This is a genomic window from Sulfitobacter delicatus, assembly GCF_900102535.1.
GTDB classification, from domain to species: domain Bacteria; phylum Pseudomonadota; class Alphaproteobacteria; order Rhodobacterales; family Rhodobacteraceae; genus Sulfitobacter; species Sulfitobacter delicatus.
In genome coordinates, this window is the sequence record NZ_FNBP01000002.1 from 552,956 (window position 1) to 567,480 (window position 14,525).

The 14,525-nt window shown below is 64.1% G+C and carries 15 protein-coding genes; 9 read left to right on the forward strand and 6 right to left on the reverse strand.

Going from position 1 to position 14,525, the window contains the following annotated elements; translation table 11 throughout:
- Nucleotides 1-59 precede the first annotated feature (59 nt).
- Complete coding sequence (gene fsa / locus BLS57_RS05920; protein ID WP_093740111.1) at nt 60-713, forward strand: fructose-6-phosphate aldolase; 654 nt, start codon at nt 60-62, stop codon at nt 711-713.
- A 58-nt stretch (nt 714-771) separates the two neighbouring features.
- Here the strand turns inward: fsa and BLS57_RS05925 are convergent, their stop codons facing one another.
- Nucleotides 772-1,692, reverse strand: coding sequence for a nitrilase-related carbon-nitrogen hydrolase (locus tag BLS57_RS05925; protein ID WP_093740113.1), 921 nt, complete (start codon nt 1,690-1,692; stop codon nt 772-774).
- A gap of 266 nt (nt 1,693-1,958) precedes the next feature.
- Here BLS57_RS05925 and BLS57_RS05930 point away from each other — a divergent pair, with 266 nt between their 5' ends.
- From BLS57_RS05930 to BLS57_RS05940, 3 genes are all read left to right on the forward strand, one after another.
- Nucleotides 1,959-2,666 carry a DUF484 family protein gene (locus BLS57_RS05930; protein ID WP_093740115.1) on the forward strand — a complete coding sequence of 236 codons (708 nt, stop codon included), beginning with the start codon at nt 1,959-1,961 and terminating at the stop codon, nt 2,664-2,666.
- Entirely contained in the window at nt 2,663-3,607 is a 945-nt protein-coding gene (locus tag BLS57_RS05935) for a tyrosine recombinase XerC (RefSeq protein ID WP_208597523.1), read from the forward strand. Before BLS57_RS05930 ends, BLS57_RS05935 begins: the two co-directional genes overlap by 4 nt.
- 106 nt (nt 3,608-3,713) lie before the next feature.
- Nucleotides 3,714-4,142, forward strand: a complete 429-nt coding sequence (locus tag BLS57_RS05940) for a PACE efflux transporter (RefSeq protein WP_093740117.1) — start codon at nt 3,714-3,716, stop codon at nt 4,140-4,142.
- Here the strand turns inward: BLS57_RS05940 and meaB are convergent.
- Nucleotides 4,133-5,113 (reverse strand): methylmalonyl Co-A mutase-associated GTPase MeaB, encoded by a 981-nt coding sequence (gene meaB / locus BLS57_RS05945; protein ID WP_093740119.1) that lies wholly within the window; start codon nt 5,111-5,113, stop codon nt 4,133-4,135. The genes BLS57_RS05940 and meaB overlap by 10 nt on opposite strands.
- A gap of 80 nt (nt 5,114-5,193) precedes the next feature.
- On the opposite strand from meaB, the gene hrpB reads away from it, so the two are divergent.
- Entirely contained in the window at nt 5,194-7,617 is a 2,424-nt protein-coding gene (hrpB, locus tag BLS57_RS05950) for an ATP-dependent helicase HrpB (protein WP_093740372.1), read from the forward strand.
- Between the two features lie 53 nt (nt 7,618-7,670).
- On the opposite strand, the gene msrB is transcribed toward hrpB, so the two are convergent.
- The 4 genes from msrB to BLS57_RS05970 all read right to left on the reverse strand — a co-directional run bounded on the left by msrB (nt 7,671) and on the right by BLS57_RS05970 (nt 10,131).
- Entirely contained in the window at nt 7,671-8,153 is a 483-nt protein-coding gene (gene msrB, locus BLS57_RS05955; RefSeq protein ID WP_093740121.1) for a peptide-methionine (R)-S-oxide reductase MsrB, read from the reverse strand.
- A 71-nt stretch (nt 8,154-8,224) separates the two neighbouring features.
- The gene (locus BLS57_RS05960) at nt 8,225-8,779 is read right to left on the reverse strand and encodes a fasciclin domain-containing protein (RefSeq protein WP_093740123.1); all 555 of its coding nucleotides are present in this window, start codon (nt 8,777-8,779) and stop codon (nt 8,225-8,227) included.
- Between the two features lie 162 nt (nt 8,780-8,941).
- On the reverse strand, nt 8,942-9,634 hold the full coding sequence (locus BLS57_RS05965) for an anti-sigma factor (RefSeq protein WP_093740125.1): 693 nt from the start codon (nt 9,632-9,634) through the stop codon (nt 8,942-8,944).
- Complete coding sequence (locus tag BLS57_RS05970) at nt 9,631-10,131, reverse strand: sigma-70 family RNA polymerase sigma factor (RefSeq protein ID WP_244153613.1); 501 nt, start codon at nt 10,129-10,131, stop codon at nt 9,631-9,633. Before BLS57_RS05970 ends, BLS57_RS05965 begins: the two co-directional genes overlap by 4 nt.
- A gap of 299 nt (nt 10,132-10,430) precedes the next feature.
- Between BLS57_RS05970 and BLS57_RS05975 the strand changes: the two genes are divergently transcribed.
- The 4 genes from BLS57_RS05975 to BLS57_RS05990 are packed head-to-tail and all read left to right on the forward strand — an operon-like array spanning nt 10,431 to nt 14,522.
- A complete protein-coding gene (locus BLS57_RS05975) occupies nt 10,431-11,633 on the forward strand; it encodes an NAD(P)/FAD-dependent oxidoreductase (protein ID WP_093740129.1) in 1,203 nt (400 codons plus the stop codon).
- Nucleotides 11,630-12,409: an HpcH/HpaI aldolase family protein gene (locus BLS57_RS05980; RefSeq protein ID WP_093740131.1), complete on the forward strand. Its 780-nt coding sequence runs from the start codon at nt 11,630-11,632 to the stop codon at nt 12,407-12,409. Before BLS57_RS05975 ends, BLS57_RS05980 begins: the two co-directional genes overlap by 4 nt.
- A gap of 12 nt (nt 12,410-12,421) precedes the next feature.
- Entirely contained in the window at nt 12,422-13,264 is an 843-nt protein-coding gene (locus BLS57_RS05985; protein ID WP_093740133.1) for an NAD-dependent epimerase/dehydratase family protein, read from the forward strand.
- Nucleotides 13,265-13,289: 25 nt separating this feature from the next.
- On the forward strand, nt 13,290-14,522 hold the full coding sequence (locus BLS57_RS05990; protein WP_093740135.1) for a mandelate racemase/muconate lactonizing enzyme family protein: 1,233 nt from the start codon (nt 13,290-13,292) through the stop codon (nt 14,520-14,522).
- The last annotated feature ends 3 nt before the right edge of the window (nt 14,523-14,525 follow it).

Below are 14,525 nucleotides of genomic sequence, written 5' to 3' on the forward strand. Positions count from 1 at the left end.
AAAGCCAAGGCAACCGATTGCCCCCCGAGCGATCACATTCCAGACCGGAAGGAAAGCCCATGAAATTCTTCGTAGACACCGCCGAGATCGACGCCATTGCCGAACTCAATGACCTTGGCATGGTCGATGGTGTGACCACCAACCCCTCGCTGATCCTGAAATCGGGCCGCGACATTCTCGAAGTGACCAAGGAAATTTGTGACCTCGTCGATGGCCCGGTCTCGGCCGAGGTTGTGGCACTGGAAGCCGATGCGATGATCGCCGAAGGCCGCAAACTGGCCGAGATCGCCGACAACATCACCATCAAGCTGCCGCTGACATGGGACGGGCTGAAAGCCTGTAAGGTCCTGTCGGGCGAAGGCCATATGATCAACGTCACCCTGTGCTTCTCGGCCAACCAAGCGCTGATCGCGGCCAAAGCGGGTGCCACCTTCATCTCGCCCTTTATCGGGCGTCTGGATGACATCAACCTCGATGGCATGGATCTGATCCAAGACATCCGCATCATCTATGACAACTACGGCTTTGACACGCAGATCCTCGCCGCGTCGATCCGCAGCGTGAACCATGTGCTTGATGCTGCGCGCATTGGTGCCGACGTGATGACCGCGCCGCCGGAAGTGATCAAGAAGCTGGCCTCCCACCCGCTGACCGACAAGGGGCTGGAGCAGTTCATGGCGGATTGGAAAAAGACCGGTCAGAAGATCATCTGAACCGGCCTTTCTGAACGAATTACAAACCCCCTCTGCCCAGGGCAGCGGGGGTTTTTCTTTAGGCGGCTTCGCCTTCGACCGTCAGGTGATCGCCCGACCACAGACCGGGCCGCACTTCGGCTTCGGCGGCCCCAGCACGGATGCGGCGGCATTGGCCGACCGGGATCGCCACGGCCTGCAAAACCAAATCCGTGCCATGGGCCGCCGTCTGCGGCGGCAATGCTGCGTGCATCCCGTCCAGCGCGACCGAGACATCGCAGGGCAGATAGACGCTCGCCCCGCCCACGCCGGTATCCTGCTGCCAAGGCGTCAGCGGTGCGCCGACGGCACCGACACAGCATACGGCGGTCTGCAACTCAATCGCCCGCGCCCGCGCACAGCTGAAGACACGGTTATAGCCGGTGATCATGTCAGTCTTGGCCGGGATGATCACCAGATCGAGGTCCAGCTCGCCCAGCTTCGACCAAAGCGCGGTGTATTCCGCGTCGAGACAGATCGCGATGACACAGCGCATGCCCTGCCACTCGAACACATTGATCCCCGTGCCCGCGATGGTCACGCCGCTGGCGCCATTGGCTTCAAGCGGTGTCAGGCTCAGCTTGTTCTGCACCTGCAAGCCACCATCGGGGGTCAGGAACCACGCTTGGTTCAGGTAACCTTCGGGCGCATCGACTGAAGGAAAGGCCACCGGGAAGGTACCGGGCAGCAGGGCCACGCCTGTCTCGCGCACCATGCGGCGCATTTCGCCAAGCGCTTCGACAGCGGTCTGCGCCAGCCAGCCCAGTTGCTCATCGGCTGGCAGCCCCGCCGGGGCAAAGCTCAGCCACTGCGCGCAGCAAAACTCTGGCATCACCAACAGCGCAGCACCCCGCGTGGCAGCCTGTTGCAGGCGCGCCTCAACCCCGGCCAGCCAGCCCTGCAAAGAGTCTGGCGCAACCTGAAGATTGGCCGCCCAAAGATCGACGGAGACATGTTCCATCTAAGAATTCCTCGCCCGGCACAGGCCCGAAGCACCGCATCCGGGGACATGCGGCGGGGCGTTCATGGCACGCGCAGCCTTCCGGCCAAAATCCGCGTGTCGATGGGGGCCAACCCGCTTTGAACGCTTTTGTTCCGACGCACTTCGCTCTACATCCGCGAAACGCGAACTGGCACAAAGACCACAGGCCGCAGGACAACGCTTAATTTGGGGCAGATTTCGCCGCCCCACCATGCTATGACACCGCAAATCAAAAAGAGACGCAGATGAGCAGCAGCCCTAAAATCGACGACGCCCTGCGTGAGGCGATCATTTCCGCGCCGGATGTCATCCTTGACGACAGCGACGTGATGCAGGCCTTGATTGCGGCCAATGAGAAGGCAATGGGCGGCAATATCGTCGACCTGCGCGGCATCGCGATGGAGCGGCTTGAGACGCGGCTTGACCGGCTGGAGGACACCCACCGCAGCGTCATCGCCGCGGCTTATGAAAACCTCGCCGGGACCAATCAGATCCACCGTGCGATCCTGCAAATGCTGGACCCGGTGGAGTTCGAAACCTTCCTGCGCAATCTCGGCGGCGAAGTGGCTGACATCCTGCGCGTTGACGCGGTGAAACTGGTGTTGGAGTCGGTGCAAAACGACAATGATCCGGCGGTGCAGCGTTTGGGCGATGTGCTGACCGTGGCCGAGCCGGGCTTCATCGACGACTACCTCAGCCAAGGGCGGGGCGGCATGGTGCGGCAGGTGACGTTGCGCGCCTTGCAGGATGGCTCCGAAGCACTTTACGGCACCAAAGCGGGTTGGATTCGCTCTGAGGCATGTCTGAAACTCGATTTCGGCGCGGGCCGCCTGCCCGGCCTGCTGGTGATGGGCGCGGAAGACCCGCATATGTTCGGGCCGCAGCAAGGCACCGATCTGCTCACTTTCTTTACCGGCGTGCTGGAACGCTCGATGCGCCGCTGGCTGTCTTGAGCGAGAAGGCCAATCCGCTTCTGATCAGCCCCGCGGCGCGGGATGCGTTACAGACGTGGCTGGATCACCAGCGCGCGCTCAAGGGTGCGGCGGAAAACACGGTGACGGCCTATCAGGGCGATGTGACCGAGTTCCTGTCCTTTATGACCCTGCACAAGGGCGACAGCCAAGGCCTTGGCGCACTGGCCAAAATCACCATCAGCGACATGCGCGCATGGATGGCCAGCACGCGCAGCGGCGGGGTCGGCTCACGCTCGGTCGCACGCAAGCTCTCGGCGGTCAAAGCCTTTTACCGCTGGCTGGCCGAACGCGAGGGGTTCGAGCCCACCGCCGTGCTGCTGACCCGCTCGCCTAAGTTTCAGAAGAAACTGCCGCGCCCGCTGGCCGAAGACGCCGCCCGCGCCCTAATCGATTGCGTCGAAACGCAAGCCCGTGCACCGTGGGTCGCTTCACGGGATATGGCCGTGCTGACCCTGCTCTGGGGCTGCGGCCTGCGGATTTCCGAGGCACTGGCACTCAAGGGCGGCGACGCGCCCCTGCCCGACACGCTGCGGATCGTCGGCAAGGGCGGCAAAGAACGTGTCGTGCCAGTCCTGCCCGCCGCCAAACGCGCTGTGGCCAATTACCTCGCCGCCTGCCCCTACCCGCAGGAGAAGGACGCGCCCCTGTTCCGCGCCATTCGCGGCGGGCCGCTGAACGCACGGTCGGTGTCGCAGGTCATGGCCGATGCGCGGATGCAGCTTGGCCTGCCCGCTACCGCCACACCCCACGCGATGCGCCACAGCTTTGCCACCCATCTGCTCGACGCGGGCGGCGATCTGCGGGCGATCCAAGAACTGCTGGGCCATGCCTCGCTCTCGACCACACAGGCCTATACCGCCGTCGACACCGCACGGCTGATGGAGGTCTATAACAACGCCCACCCCAAGGCGGGCCGCTGATCCCCTTGCGCCCGGCGCGCCAATCGCCATATTGGGTCCAAGCGAGGACGACCTCCCCCCTTTGGGAAAACACTCGGGACGACCCGACGAACTCCGGGACCGCCCCATGCGCAAAACCTCCGACCGCATCCGCCACGCCATCAGTTTTGAAGTCTTGGCGCTTTTGATCGTCACGCCGATGGGTGCTTGGCTATTTGATAAGCCGCTCCAAGAGATCGGCGTCGTCACCGTGGTCAGCGCCAGCATCGCGACGGCGTGGAACTACGTCTATAACCTCGGTTTTGACCACGGGATGAAACGCCTACGCGGTACGGTGCAAAAGACGGTGCCGATCCGGGTGCTGCACGCCGTTACTTTTGAAGTCGGGCTGCTCTTCGTCCTGATGCCCTTCATCGCATGGTATCTGGGCGTCTCGCTGATGGAGGCATTCTTGATCGACGTGAGCTTTGCCGTCTTCTACCTGATCTACGCCTTCGTGTTTAACTGGGTCTACGACGTGGTCTTCCCCGTGCCGGAAACCGCCCCTCAGTCCTGATCGCTGCGCAGGCGGCGCACGAACTCTGCCGCCGCCTCTGCCGGGTCTCGCGCGCCGTCGGCCACCGCGTCACTGAGGCGGTGCAGATCGTCCCGCGCCTGCGGTGTTTCCATCTGCGCCAGCAGGCGTTGCTTCACATCCTGCTCAAACCAATAGCGCGCCTGCGCGGCCCGGGTGCGGTCCCAAAACCCATTCTCGCGCCGCCAGCCGATCAACTCTTGCAAGGCGGTCCAAGTCTCATCGAGCCCATGTTCTTCCAAGGCCGACACAGCCGTCGCACGCGGGTAGCCTTCCGGATCTTGCGGCCGCTTGCGCAGCAGACGCAGCGCTCCGGCATAGTCGGCGCGGGTGCGGGCGGCGGTGGATTTCAGATCGCCGTCCGCCTTGTTGATGACGATGAGGTCGGCAATTTCCATGATGCCCCGCTTCACCCCCTGCAACTCGTCACCGCCCGCAGGGGCCAGCAGCAGCACGAAGGCGTCCGACATCTCGGCCACCACGGTCTCGGACTGGCCCACGCCCACGGTCTCGATCAGCACCACGTCAAACCCCGCCGCCTCACAAAGCCGTACCGCCTCGCGCGAGCGGCGCGCCACGCCGCCCAAATGCGTCTGGCTGGGCGAGGGTCGGATAAAGGCTTTTGGCTCGCGGCTCAGTCGGTCCATCCGCGTTTTGTCACCTAGGATCGACCCGCCCGAACGTGTCGAACTGGGGTCCACCGCCAGCACCGCCACGCGTTTGCCCTGCCCCGTCAGCATCATGCCAAAGCTTTCGATGAAAGTGGATTTCCCCACCCCCGGCGTGCCCGACAGGCCAATCCGCAGCGCTTGCCGGTCCGTGGGCAGCTTCGTCAGTAGTTCCGCAGCCGCCGCACGGTGATCCGCACGGCCCGATTCCACCAGCGTGATCGCCCGCGCCAGCGCGCGGCGCTCGCCTGCTATGATGCCCTTGGCCAGATCGTCGATATCCATGGCCCAACTTTTGCGGGGGCGGCGCGGAATTGTCCATCCCCACCCTTGGCGCGGCGGCCGCTTTGCCCGATAACCGCCCCATGTCCAACGCTGATTTCGCCCTGCCCATCGACGCCGTTCTGCCCGACGTGATCACCGCCCTGCGCGACAGGGGCCGCGTCGTGCTACAAGCGCCCCCGGGCGCGGGCAAGACCACACGAGTGCCGCTGGCGATGCTGGACGCAGGCCTGACCCAAGGCCGCATCCTGATGCTGGAGCCGCGCCGCCTCGCCGCACGCGCCGCCGCCGCACGCATGGCCGACAGCTTAGGCGAAGAGACCGGCCAGACCGTCGGTTTTCGGGTGCGCGGGGCCTCTGCCGTGTCGAAAAACACCCGCATCGAAGTCGTCACCGAAGGCATCCTGACCCGCATGTTGCAAGACACCCCCGACCTGCCCGGCGTCGGCGCGGTGATCTTTGACGAATTCCACGAACGCTCGCTGAACGCCGATCTGGGCCTCGCACTCTGCCTCGAAGTCGCGGGTGCGCTGCGGGACGACCTGCTGCTCGTCGCCATGTCCGCCACGCTCGACGCCGCCCCGGTGGCGGAATTGATGGAAGCGCCGATCGTGACCTCCGAGGGCCGCAGTTTTGACGTGGAGCCGCGCTGGCTCGACAAGCCGATGGGCAAGCAGCGGTTGGAGAATGCGGTGGCCGACCTGACGCTAAAGGCACTCAACGAGGCCCCCGGCTCGGCGCTGGTTTTTCTGCCCGGTGAGGGCGAGATCCGGCGGGTGGAGGCGCTCTTGAGCGCGACCTTGCCAGATGACTGCACCTTGGCCCCACTCTTCGGCGCGCTGGATTTCAAGGCCCAGCAAGCCGCCATCGCCCCCGCCCGCACGGGCCGCAAGGTGGTGCTGGCGACCTCCATCGCTGAGACCTCACTCACCATCGAAGGCATCCGCATCGTGGTCGACGCAGGCCGCTCGCGCCGGGCGCTGTTCGACCCCTCCTCGGGCATGTCGCGGCTGGTGACCGAACGCGTCACCCGCGCCGAAGCCACCCAACGCGCAGGCCGCGCCGGGCGGCTGGACGCGGGCGTGGCTTACAAGCTCTGGACCCGCGGCGAAGAGGGCGCGCTCGCCGCCTTCCCTCCGGCCGAGATCGAGGCCGGAGACCTCACCGGCTTTGCGCTCGAACTGGCGCTTTGGGGCGCGCAGGCGGATGAGTTGAGCTTTGTCACCCCGCCCCATGCTGGGCGTTTGGCCGAGGCGCAGTCGGTGTTGCAGATGCTGGGCGCGCTGGACGATGCGGGTCGGATCACTGCGCATGGTAGGACGCTGGCCAAGCTGCCACTGCACCCGCGCTTGGCGCATATGGTCGCCCGCGGCGGGCCCCGCGCACCGCTGCTCGCCGCGCTTTTGGCCGAGCGCGACCCGATGCGCGGTGCCCCCGTCGATCTGTCGCTGCGAATGGATGCGCTGGCCGGAAAACGCACCGCCGCCGCGCCCCATGCCCCGACGCTGGCGCGGATCAAATCCGAGGCCAAGCGGCTGAGCCGGATGACAAAGGGCGTCGGGCCGGACGGTTTGGGCGTGCTGGCCGCCTTGGCCTATCCCGACCGTGTCGGCTTGCGCCGCAAGGGTGAGGCCCCGCGCTATGTATTGTCGGGCGGCAAAGGCGCGATTTTGCCTGAGACTGACCCGATGGCCGGCGCGCGGTTGCTGGTGGCGACCGATCTTGACGGTGACCCGCGTGAGGCGCGGATACGGCAGGCCACGCTGATCACTGATGCTGAGCTGCGAGAGACCTTTGGGGAGCAAATCCACTGGCAGGACGTCTGCCTCTGGTCGCGCCGCGAGGGTCGCGTGCTGACCCGGCGGCAGGAAGTTTTCGGTGCGCTGGTGCTGGAGGACCGCACCTGGCCCGATGCGCCTGCCGATGCGGTCGCTGTCGCGATGCTCGACGGTGTGCGACAACTGGGGCTGAAGCCAGGCAAAGCCGCGGCGCTGTTTCTGGCCCGCGCCCGGCTCATGTCTGCGCCCTTCCCCGACTTCTCTGACGCTCACCTGATGGAAACGCTGGACGATTGGCTGCTGCCGCATCTCGCGGGGGTCCGCAGCACGGGCGATTGGAAGGGGTTTGACCTGACGCCGGCCCTAAAGGCGCGGCTCACGTGGGAGCAGCAACAAGAGCTTGACCGCGCCGCCCCCGCGCATTTCGAAACCCCGCTGGGGCGGCGCGTGGCGATTGACTACAGCGGCGACCAACCCGGCATTTCCCTGCGCCTGCAAGAGATGTTCGGCGTCTCGCGGCATCCCACTGTGGGCGGCCAACCGCTGCAAGTCACCCTGCTGTCCCCCGCCCAGCGCCCGGTGCAGGTGACGATGGACATTCCGGGCTTCTGGGCCAGTTCCTATGCCGATGTGCGCAAGGACATGCGGGGCCGCTATCCGCGTCACCCGTGGCCCGAAGACCCGACGGTGGCCGACCCGACGCTGCGCGCCAAACCCCGCGGGACTTGAAAGAGAAAGCGCGCCCGAAAGGGGCGCGCGTCAGGGTTTCGATGCGGTGTAGGTTAGGCCGCCGCGAAGGTCAGTGAGACGCCATTGATGCAATGCCGCTTGCCTGTCGGCTCTGGCCCGTCGTCAAAGACATGGCCCAGATGGCTGCCACAACGGTCGCAATGGACCTCGGTGCGGCGGATGAAGAACGAATTGTCGGGCATCGTCTCAACGGCATTGTCGAGGGGCTGATAGAAACTCGGCCAACCGGTCCCGCTTTTGAACTTGGTCGCGGCATCATAAAGCGGCTGATCGCAGCCTTTGCAGTTAAAGGTGCCGGGGCGGGTCTCGTCATTCAGCGGGCTGGTGAAGGCCCGCTCGGTATCGCCCTCGCGCATCACGGCATACTCAATGTCGCTCAGCATCGCGCGCCATTCAGCTTCGGTGCGGGTGACTTCAAAGTTGCCCTCTACATAGGCGGCGGCAGCGGTGCGCGCGCCCAGTCCGACGGCGGCAGCGCCCCAAAGGCTCGATGTCAGAAAATGACGTCTGTTCATGGTGTTTCCTCCGTCAGGGTGGGCGGTGAGGCGGGCCGATGAAGAACACATCGGCCCGCGTGGCTTAGGTCTTACTTGGGGACCAGCACGCTATTTACAACGTGGATCACCCCGTTGGACTGGTTCACATCTGCGATAGTCACGCGCGAGGCGTTGCCGCTCTCGTCGATGATATAGACGTTGTTGCCTTTGACTTGTGCGGACAGCGCGTCGCCGGAGACGGCGTTGAAGTGATAAAATCCATCGCTGGAGGCGCGGGCCTTGGCTGCGATGTCCGCGGCGGACCATTTGCCCGCGACAACATGGGCCGTCAGCACTTTGGTCAGCATGTCTTTGTTTTCGGGCTTCAGCAGCGTGTCGACAGTGCCCGCGGGCAGTGCGGCGAAGGCATCATTTACGGGGGCGAAAACGGTGAAGGGGCCTTCGGAGGCCAGCGTGTCGACCAGACCGGCGGCTTTCACGGCGGCGACCAGCGTGGTGTGATCGGCGGAGTTCACGGCGTTTTCGACGATGTTTTTATTCTCAAACATATCCGCACCACCGACCTGCGGGTTGGCGGCCATAGCGCCTGTGGCGAACAAAGCGGCAGTAGCGGTCGCGGCGGCGAGTGTCTTGAAGTTGATCATTTGGGTTTCCTCCTCAGATGCCCCCCGTTGTGGGCGGCGATGCTGAACCCACGGAAGCAGCGCGGCAGGAGTTTCAGCAGGGAGTGAGTTTTTCTTAAAAAAACTTTCAAGCGACTGTAACAAACAAAAGAAAAGCCGCCCCGAAGGGCGGCTTCTGTGATCTTAGAGCTCGGCCACTGCGCCTGCGGCCATGACGGAACCGGTGGGCACGCCACCCGGCGCACCGCCCGGTGGCTCGTCGGTAATGGCCAGCGTGATCTGCGCGGCCTCGGCGGCCAGATCGGCAGGCAGGGCGACACGGCTCACGTCACCGTCTGGCAGCACGCCCAGCGAGATCGGCGCCCGTTCGGGTAGGATTGCCCAAAGCTCCAGCACCCGGCCTTCGGGTGCCGCGCCGGAGACCCGGCGCAGAGCAATGTCGCCGCGTGACATGTCCATCACGGCGAGCAGTTCCAGCGCGCTGTCTTCGGCAGCCATGCGGGTGGCATAGACCTCGCCCTGCGTTGGCACTGTTGGTTCCTGAAGCAGCGGTACAGCAAGGAAGGCCACCGCCGCCAGCGCTGCAAAGCTGATCCCCTGCCAGACCCAGAGGCGCTGCATCAACGGCACGCGCCGGGCCGAGAAGAGCCGCGCCATCAGCGCTTTGCGCGATCGGGCGGGGGCGTTCACCGGGGTGATGTCATCGGTCATGGCGACGAAGCGTTCCTGCCAGTCGGCCACGCGGCGCGCAAATGCACGGTCTTGCAGCATGCGGGCGCGGGCCGCATCGCGCGCCTCGCCCTCGACCAGCCCAAGCGCCACTTCGGCGGCGAGCATGTCATCGTCTTCGGCGGGCATGGTGGGGTGGTCGCTCATATGCTCATACACTCCCGCAGGCTCATCAACCCGCGCCGCAGCCATGTGCGCATCGTGTTGAGCGGCACGTTGAACCGCTCGGCCAGATCGGCATAGCTCGCCCCTTCCAGATAGGCCCCCCGGATCGCCGCACCACGGTCGGCTTCGAGCCCGTCAAGACAGCCCGTCAGACGCGTGGCTTCCGAGGCCGCGACGGCGGATTGTTCGGGATTTGGCCCCGGTGCGGCCAGTTCAAGCCCCGGCGTGTCGATGTCCTGATGCCCCTTGCGCGTCGCGCGCAGACGGTCAATCGCGGTGTTGCGGGCGATGGTAATCAGCCATGTCATCGGCGACAGACCGTTGGCCTGATAGCGGTCCGCGTTGTTCCATATCTTGACGAATGTATCTTGCATGGCGTCCTCTGCTGCGGCCCGTGTATCCAACACACGCAGGCTGACCCCAAAGAGTTTCGCCGACACCCGATCATAAAGCGCTTCGAACGCTGCACGATCTCCCATTGCCACCTGCGCGATCAAGCGCTCGATTTCTTCGCGGTCGCTGTTCAAGGGCCACTCCATCAGAGGGTCAAAGGGTCAGGCGCCATCGTTCCGCCCGTGTTTCAAAGTGCGACAACGCCTGCAAAAGTCAACATGGGCCTGCAGCCATAACGGGTTGTTTACCACCCTGTACCATCCGCCTGCATTGGCACAACCCTTCGCGGGATAAGGAAAATCCCCCGCAGCGTTCACAGAGATTGCAGCACCCCAATGCTTGCGCTACCCAGTTTGCGAGGGGAATGCGCAAGGGGAGAATGTGCATGCAAAACGCGCTTGAGACGTCTTATGACGTGGTGATCGTGGGGGGGGCCATCTATGGCTCGGCGCTGGCCTGGTGGCTGACGAACACGCCCGGTTTTGATGGCAGCATCTTGGTGGTGGAGCGCGACCCGACCTATGAATTCGCCTCGACCAGCCATACGAATTCTTGCATCCGGCAGCAGTTCAGCAGCCGTGTGAACATCCAAATCTCGCAGTTCGGGGCCGAGTTCATCAAGAATTTTCGTCACTTCATGCATGACGACCCGGAGGTGCCCCACCTCGCCCTACAATGCTTTGGCTACCTCTACCTTGCCGACACGCCCAAGTTTGCCGAGACCCTGCGCGAGACGCAGGCGATCCAAGCCGCGATGGGCGCGCATACCAAACATATGACCCGCGAGGAGCTTGCCGCGCGCTACCCCTTCTACAGCCTCGACGACATTATCGCGGCCAACCATAACACGGTGGACGAAGGCTATTTCGACGGCGGCACCATGTTCGACTGGTTCAAACGTATGGCCAAGCGGCGCGGTGTGAGCTTTGTGCATGACGAGGCGACGGGCATGGACCTGAACCCCGCAGGCAGCGCCGTGGATGCGGTGACGCTAAAATCCGGCGCGAAGGTTTCCTGCGGCACGGTGGTCAACGCTTCCGGCCCCCGCGCGGCAGCAACAGCGCGGATGGCGGGGATCGACCTGCCCGTGGTCCCGCGCAAGCGCTACACCTTCATCTTTGACGCCGCCGAGCCGCTGGAAATGGACCTGCCGCTGACCATCGACCCCAGCGGCGTGCACATGCGGCAAGAGGGCAAATACTACATGGCGGGCTGCCCGCCGGACGATGATGTCGATGTGGCCTATGACGACTTTGGCTTTGACCATTCGATCTGGGAAAACAAGGTCTGGCCCGCGATTGCGACCCGCGTCCCGGCCTTTGAACGGGTCAAGGTGATCAACGAATGGGTCGGGCATTATGCCTTTAACACCGTTGACCAGAACGCCATTCTGGGGCGGCATGACAAGGTCGCGAACTTCGTCTTTATGAACGGCTTTTCCGGCCATGGCTTGCAACAGGCCCCCGCCATCGGGCGCGGCATTGCCGAATTGATCACCCATGGCGCCTACCGCACGCTGGACCTTACGCCGCTGGAATATGGGCGCATTGTGCGGTCCGAGAAATTCATTGAAAGGGCCGTGATATGAAGCACGCCGAGAACAAGTTCCTCGCCGCAATCCGGTCGGGTCAGAAACAGCTCGGCCTCTGGGTCTCGCTGTCGGACGGCTATGCCGCCGAGGTGGTGGCCCATGCGGGCTATGACTGGGTGATGCTCGATATGGAGCACGCACCGAGCGATATGAAGTCCGTGCTGGGCCAGTTGCAGGCGTTTTCGGGCAGCGAGACCACGGCGATGGTGCGGCCCGATTGGAACGACGCGGTCAAAGTGAAACGCTTGATGGACCTCGGCGCGCCGGGCTTGCTGTTCCCGATGGTGCAGACGCCCGACGAGGCCCGCGCCGCCGTCGCCGCCTGCCGCTACCCGCCACGTGGCGTGCGCGGCGTGGCCGGACTGAACCGCGCCAACCGCTTTGGCCGGATCGAGGACTACTACGACCAAGTCGAGAACCAGACCGCGATCCTGATCCAGCTTGAAACCCGCGCCGCCGTGGAAAACGCCGCCGGTTTTGCCGAAGTCGAGGGGATCGACGGCATCTTCTTTGGCCCTGCGGACATTGGCGCTGATATGGGCCATCTGGGTCAGACCATGCACCCCGAGATCTGGGATCTGATCCGCCCGGCGGCAAAGCTGCTGATCGACAAAGGCATTCCCGTGGGCACCTTGGTCACCGATCCCAATTTTGCCGCCGAGTTGCTGAACGAAGGTTTCACCTTCGTCGCCTGCGGCACCGATGCGGGTCTGCTGGCCCGTGGGGCTGATGCGCTGCGCGCGCAAGTGCGCGACAAGATTTCAAAGACGTGAAAGGATAACGAGATGAAATTCAAGAAACTGGTCCTGACCGGTGCCGCCGGGCGCCTCGGCTCTTACCTGCGCGAGCCGCTGGCCGCGATGTGCGAGGAACTGGTCAGCTCCGACATCGCCGAGGACGTCGGCACGCTTTATGACGGCGAGCGCTACCAGAAGGCCGATCTGGCCAATTACGACGAGGTCGCGGCCCTGATGGAGGGCGCCGACATGGTGGTGCATTTCGGCGCCATCGTGGACGAGAAACCCTTCATGGAACTCTTGGGTCCGAACTTCGTCGGCTCCTACAACGTCTGGGAATCCGCCTATCAAGCCGGCGCACGCCGCGTGGTCTATGCCTCCTCGATCCACGCGGTTGGCATGCACAAGAAATCCGACTTCATCGGCATCGACGCCGCCCACAAGCCCGACACCTTCTACGGTCTCGCCAAATGCTTCACCGAAGACCTCGGCTCCATGTATTGGGACAAACGCCAGTTGGAATCCGTACATCTGCGCATTCTCAGCGCCGCGCAGGTCAACAACTCCCGCGCGCTTGGCTCGTGGCTCAGCTATGACGACCTGATCCAACTGGTGACCCGCGCCGTCGACACGCCTTCGGTCGGTTTCTCGGTAATCTACGGTGTGTCGAACAACGACCGCGCCCCGGTGGACAATGCCAAAGCGTCCTTCTTAGGCTACCGTCCCAAAGACAACGCCGAGCAATTTGCCGAAAAAGTGCTGGCCGAGGAAGGCCCCGTCGACATCACCGATCCCGGCCAGATGTGCCACGGCGGCCCCTTCGCCAAGGTCGATCTGGGCGAAAGCGGCGTGGCGCAGATGAAGATCGTGAACGACAAGAAAGAGACCTGACCGCAGGTCAACAGGAGGGCCCGTCATGAAGCTGCAAGACCTCGATGTGATCGTGACGGCCCCACCCGCCCCCGGCTGGGGCGGGCGCTATTGGATCTTGGTCAAGCTGACGACCGACAGCGGCATCACCGGCTGGGGCGAATGCTATGCCACGAGCGTCGGCCCCAAGGCGATGACAGCGGTGATCGAGGACGTCTTTACCCGTCACATGGTTGGCGAGAACCCCGAAAACATCGAGCCGATGTTCCGCCGCGCCTATTCGTCTGGCTTCACCCAGCGGCCCGATCTGACGGTCATGGGGGCGTTTTCGGGGTTAGAGATCGCCTGCTGGGACATCTTGGGCAAAGACCGCGACCGCCCGGTGCATGCGCTGCTCGGCGGGCGCACCAACGCGCGAGTGCGCGCCTATACCTATCTCTACCCGCTGCCTCATCACGACATTGCCGCCTTCTGGACCTCGCCCGAGATGGCCGCCGAATCCGCCGCCGATTGCGTCGCCCGCGGCTATACGGCGGTAAAGTTCGACCCCGCAGGCCCCTACACGCTGCGCGGTGGCCATATGCCCGCGATGTCGGACATCACGCGCTCGGTCGCCTTTTGCAAAGCGATCCGTGAGGCGGTGGGGGATAAGGCCGACCTGCTGTTCGGCACCCATGGTCAGTTTACGACTGCGGGCGCGATCCGTCTGGGCAAAGCCTTAGAGCCTTACGACCCGCTGTGGTTCGAAGAGCCGATCCCGCCCGATGCGCCAGAGCAGATGGCCAAGGTCGCCCGCGGCCAGCGCATCCCAGTGGCTACGGGCGAGCGGTTGACCACCAAGGCCGAGTTCGCGCCGCTCCTGCGCTCTGGGGCTGCGGAAATCCTGCAACCGGCGCTTGGTCGGGTGGGTGGCATCAATGAGGCCCGCAAGATCGCCGCCATGGCCGAGGTATATAACGCGCAGATCGCGCCGCATCTTTATGCCGGGCCGGTGGAGTGGGCGGCGAATGTGCAACTTGCGACGGCGATCCCAAACATCCTGATGTGCGAGACCATTGAGACGCCGTTTCATGAGAAACTGATCAAGGGGGCGATCCGAACGGAAGGCGGTTTCATCAGCGCGCCCGAGGCGCCCGGTCTGGGGATTGAGGTGGACGAAGCACTGGCCCGCGCGCATCCTTATCGAGGCAACGGCCTGCATCTAGAAATGCAAGAAGCCCCCTGCGACTACGCCAATGGCAACGACTTCCAAGGCGGTGCGCCAGCCAAAAACGATTAGCGC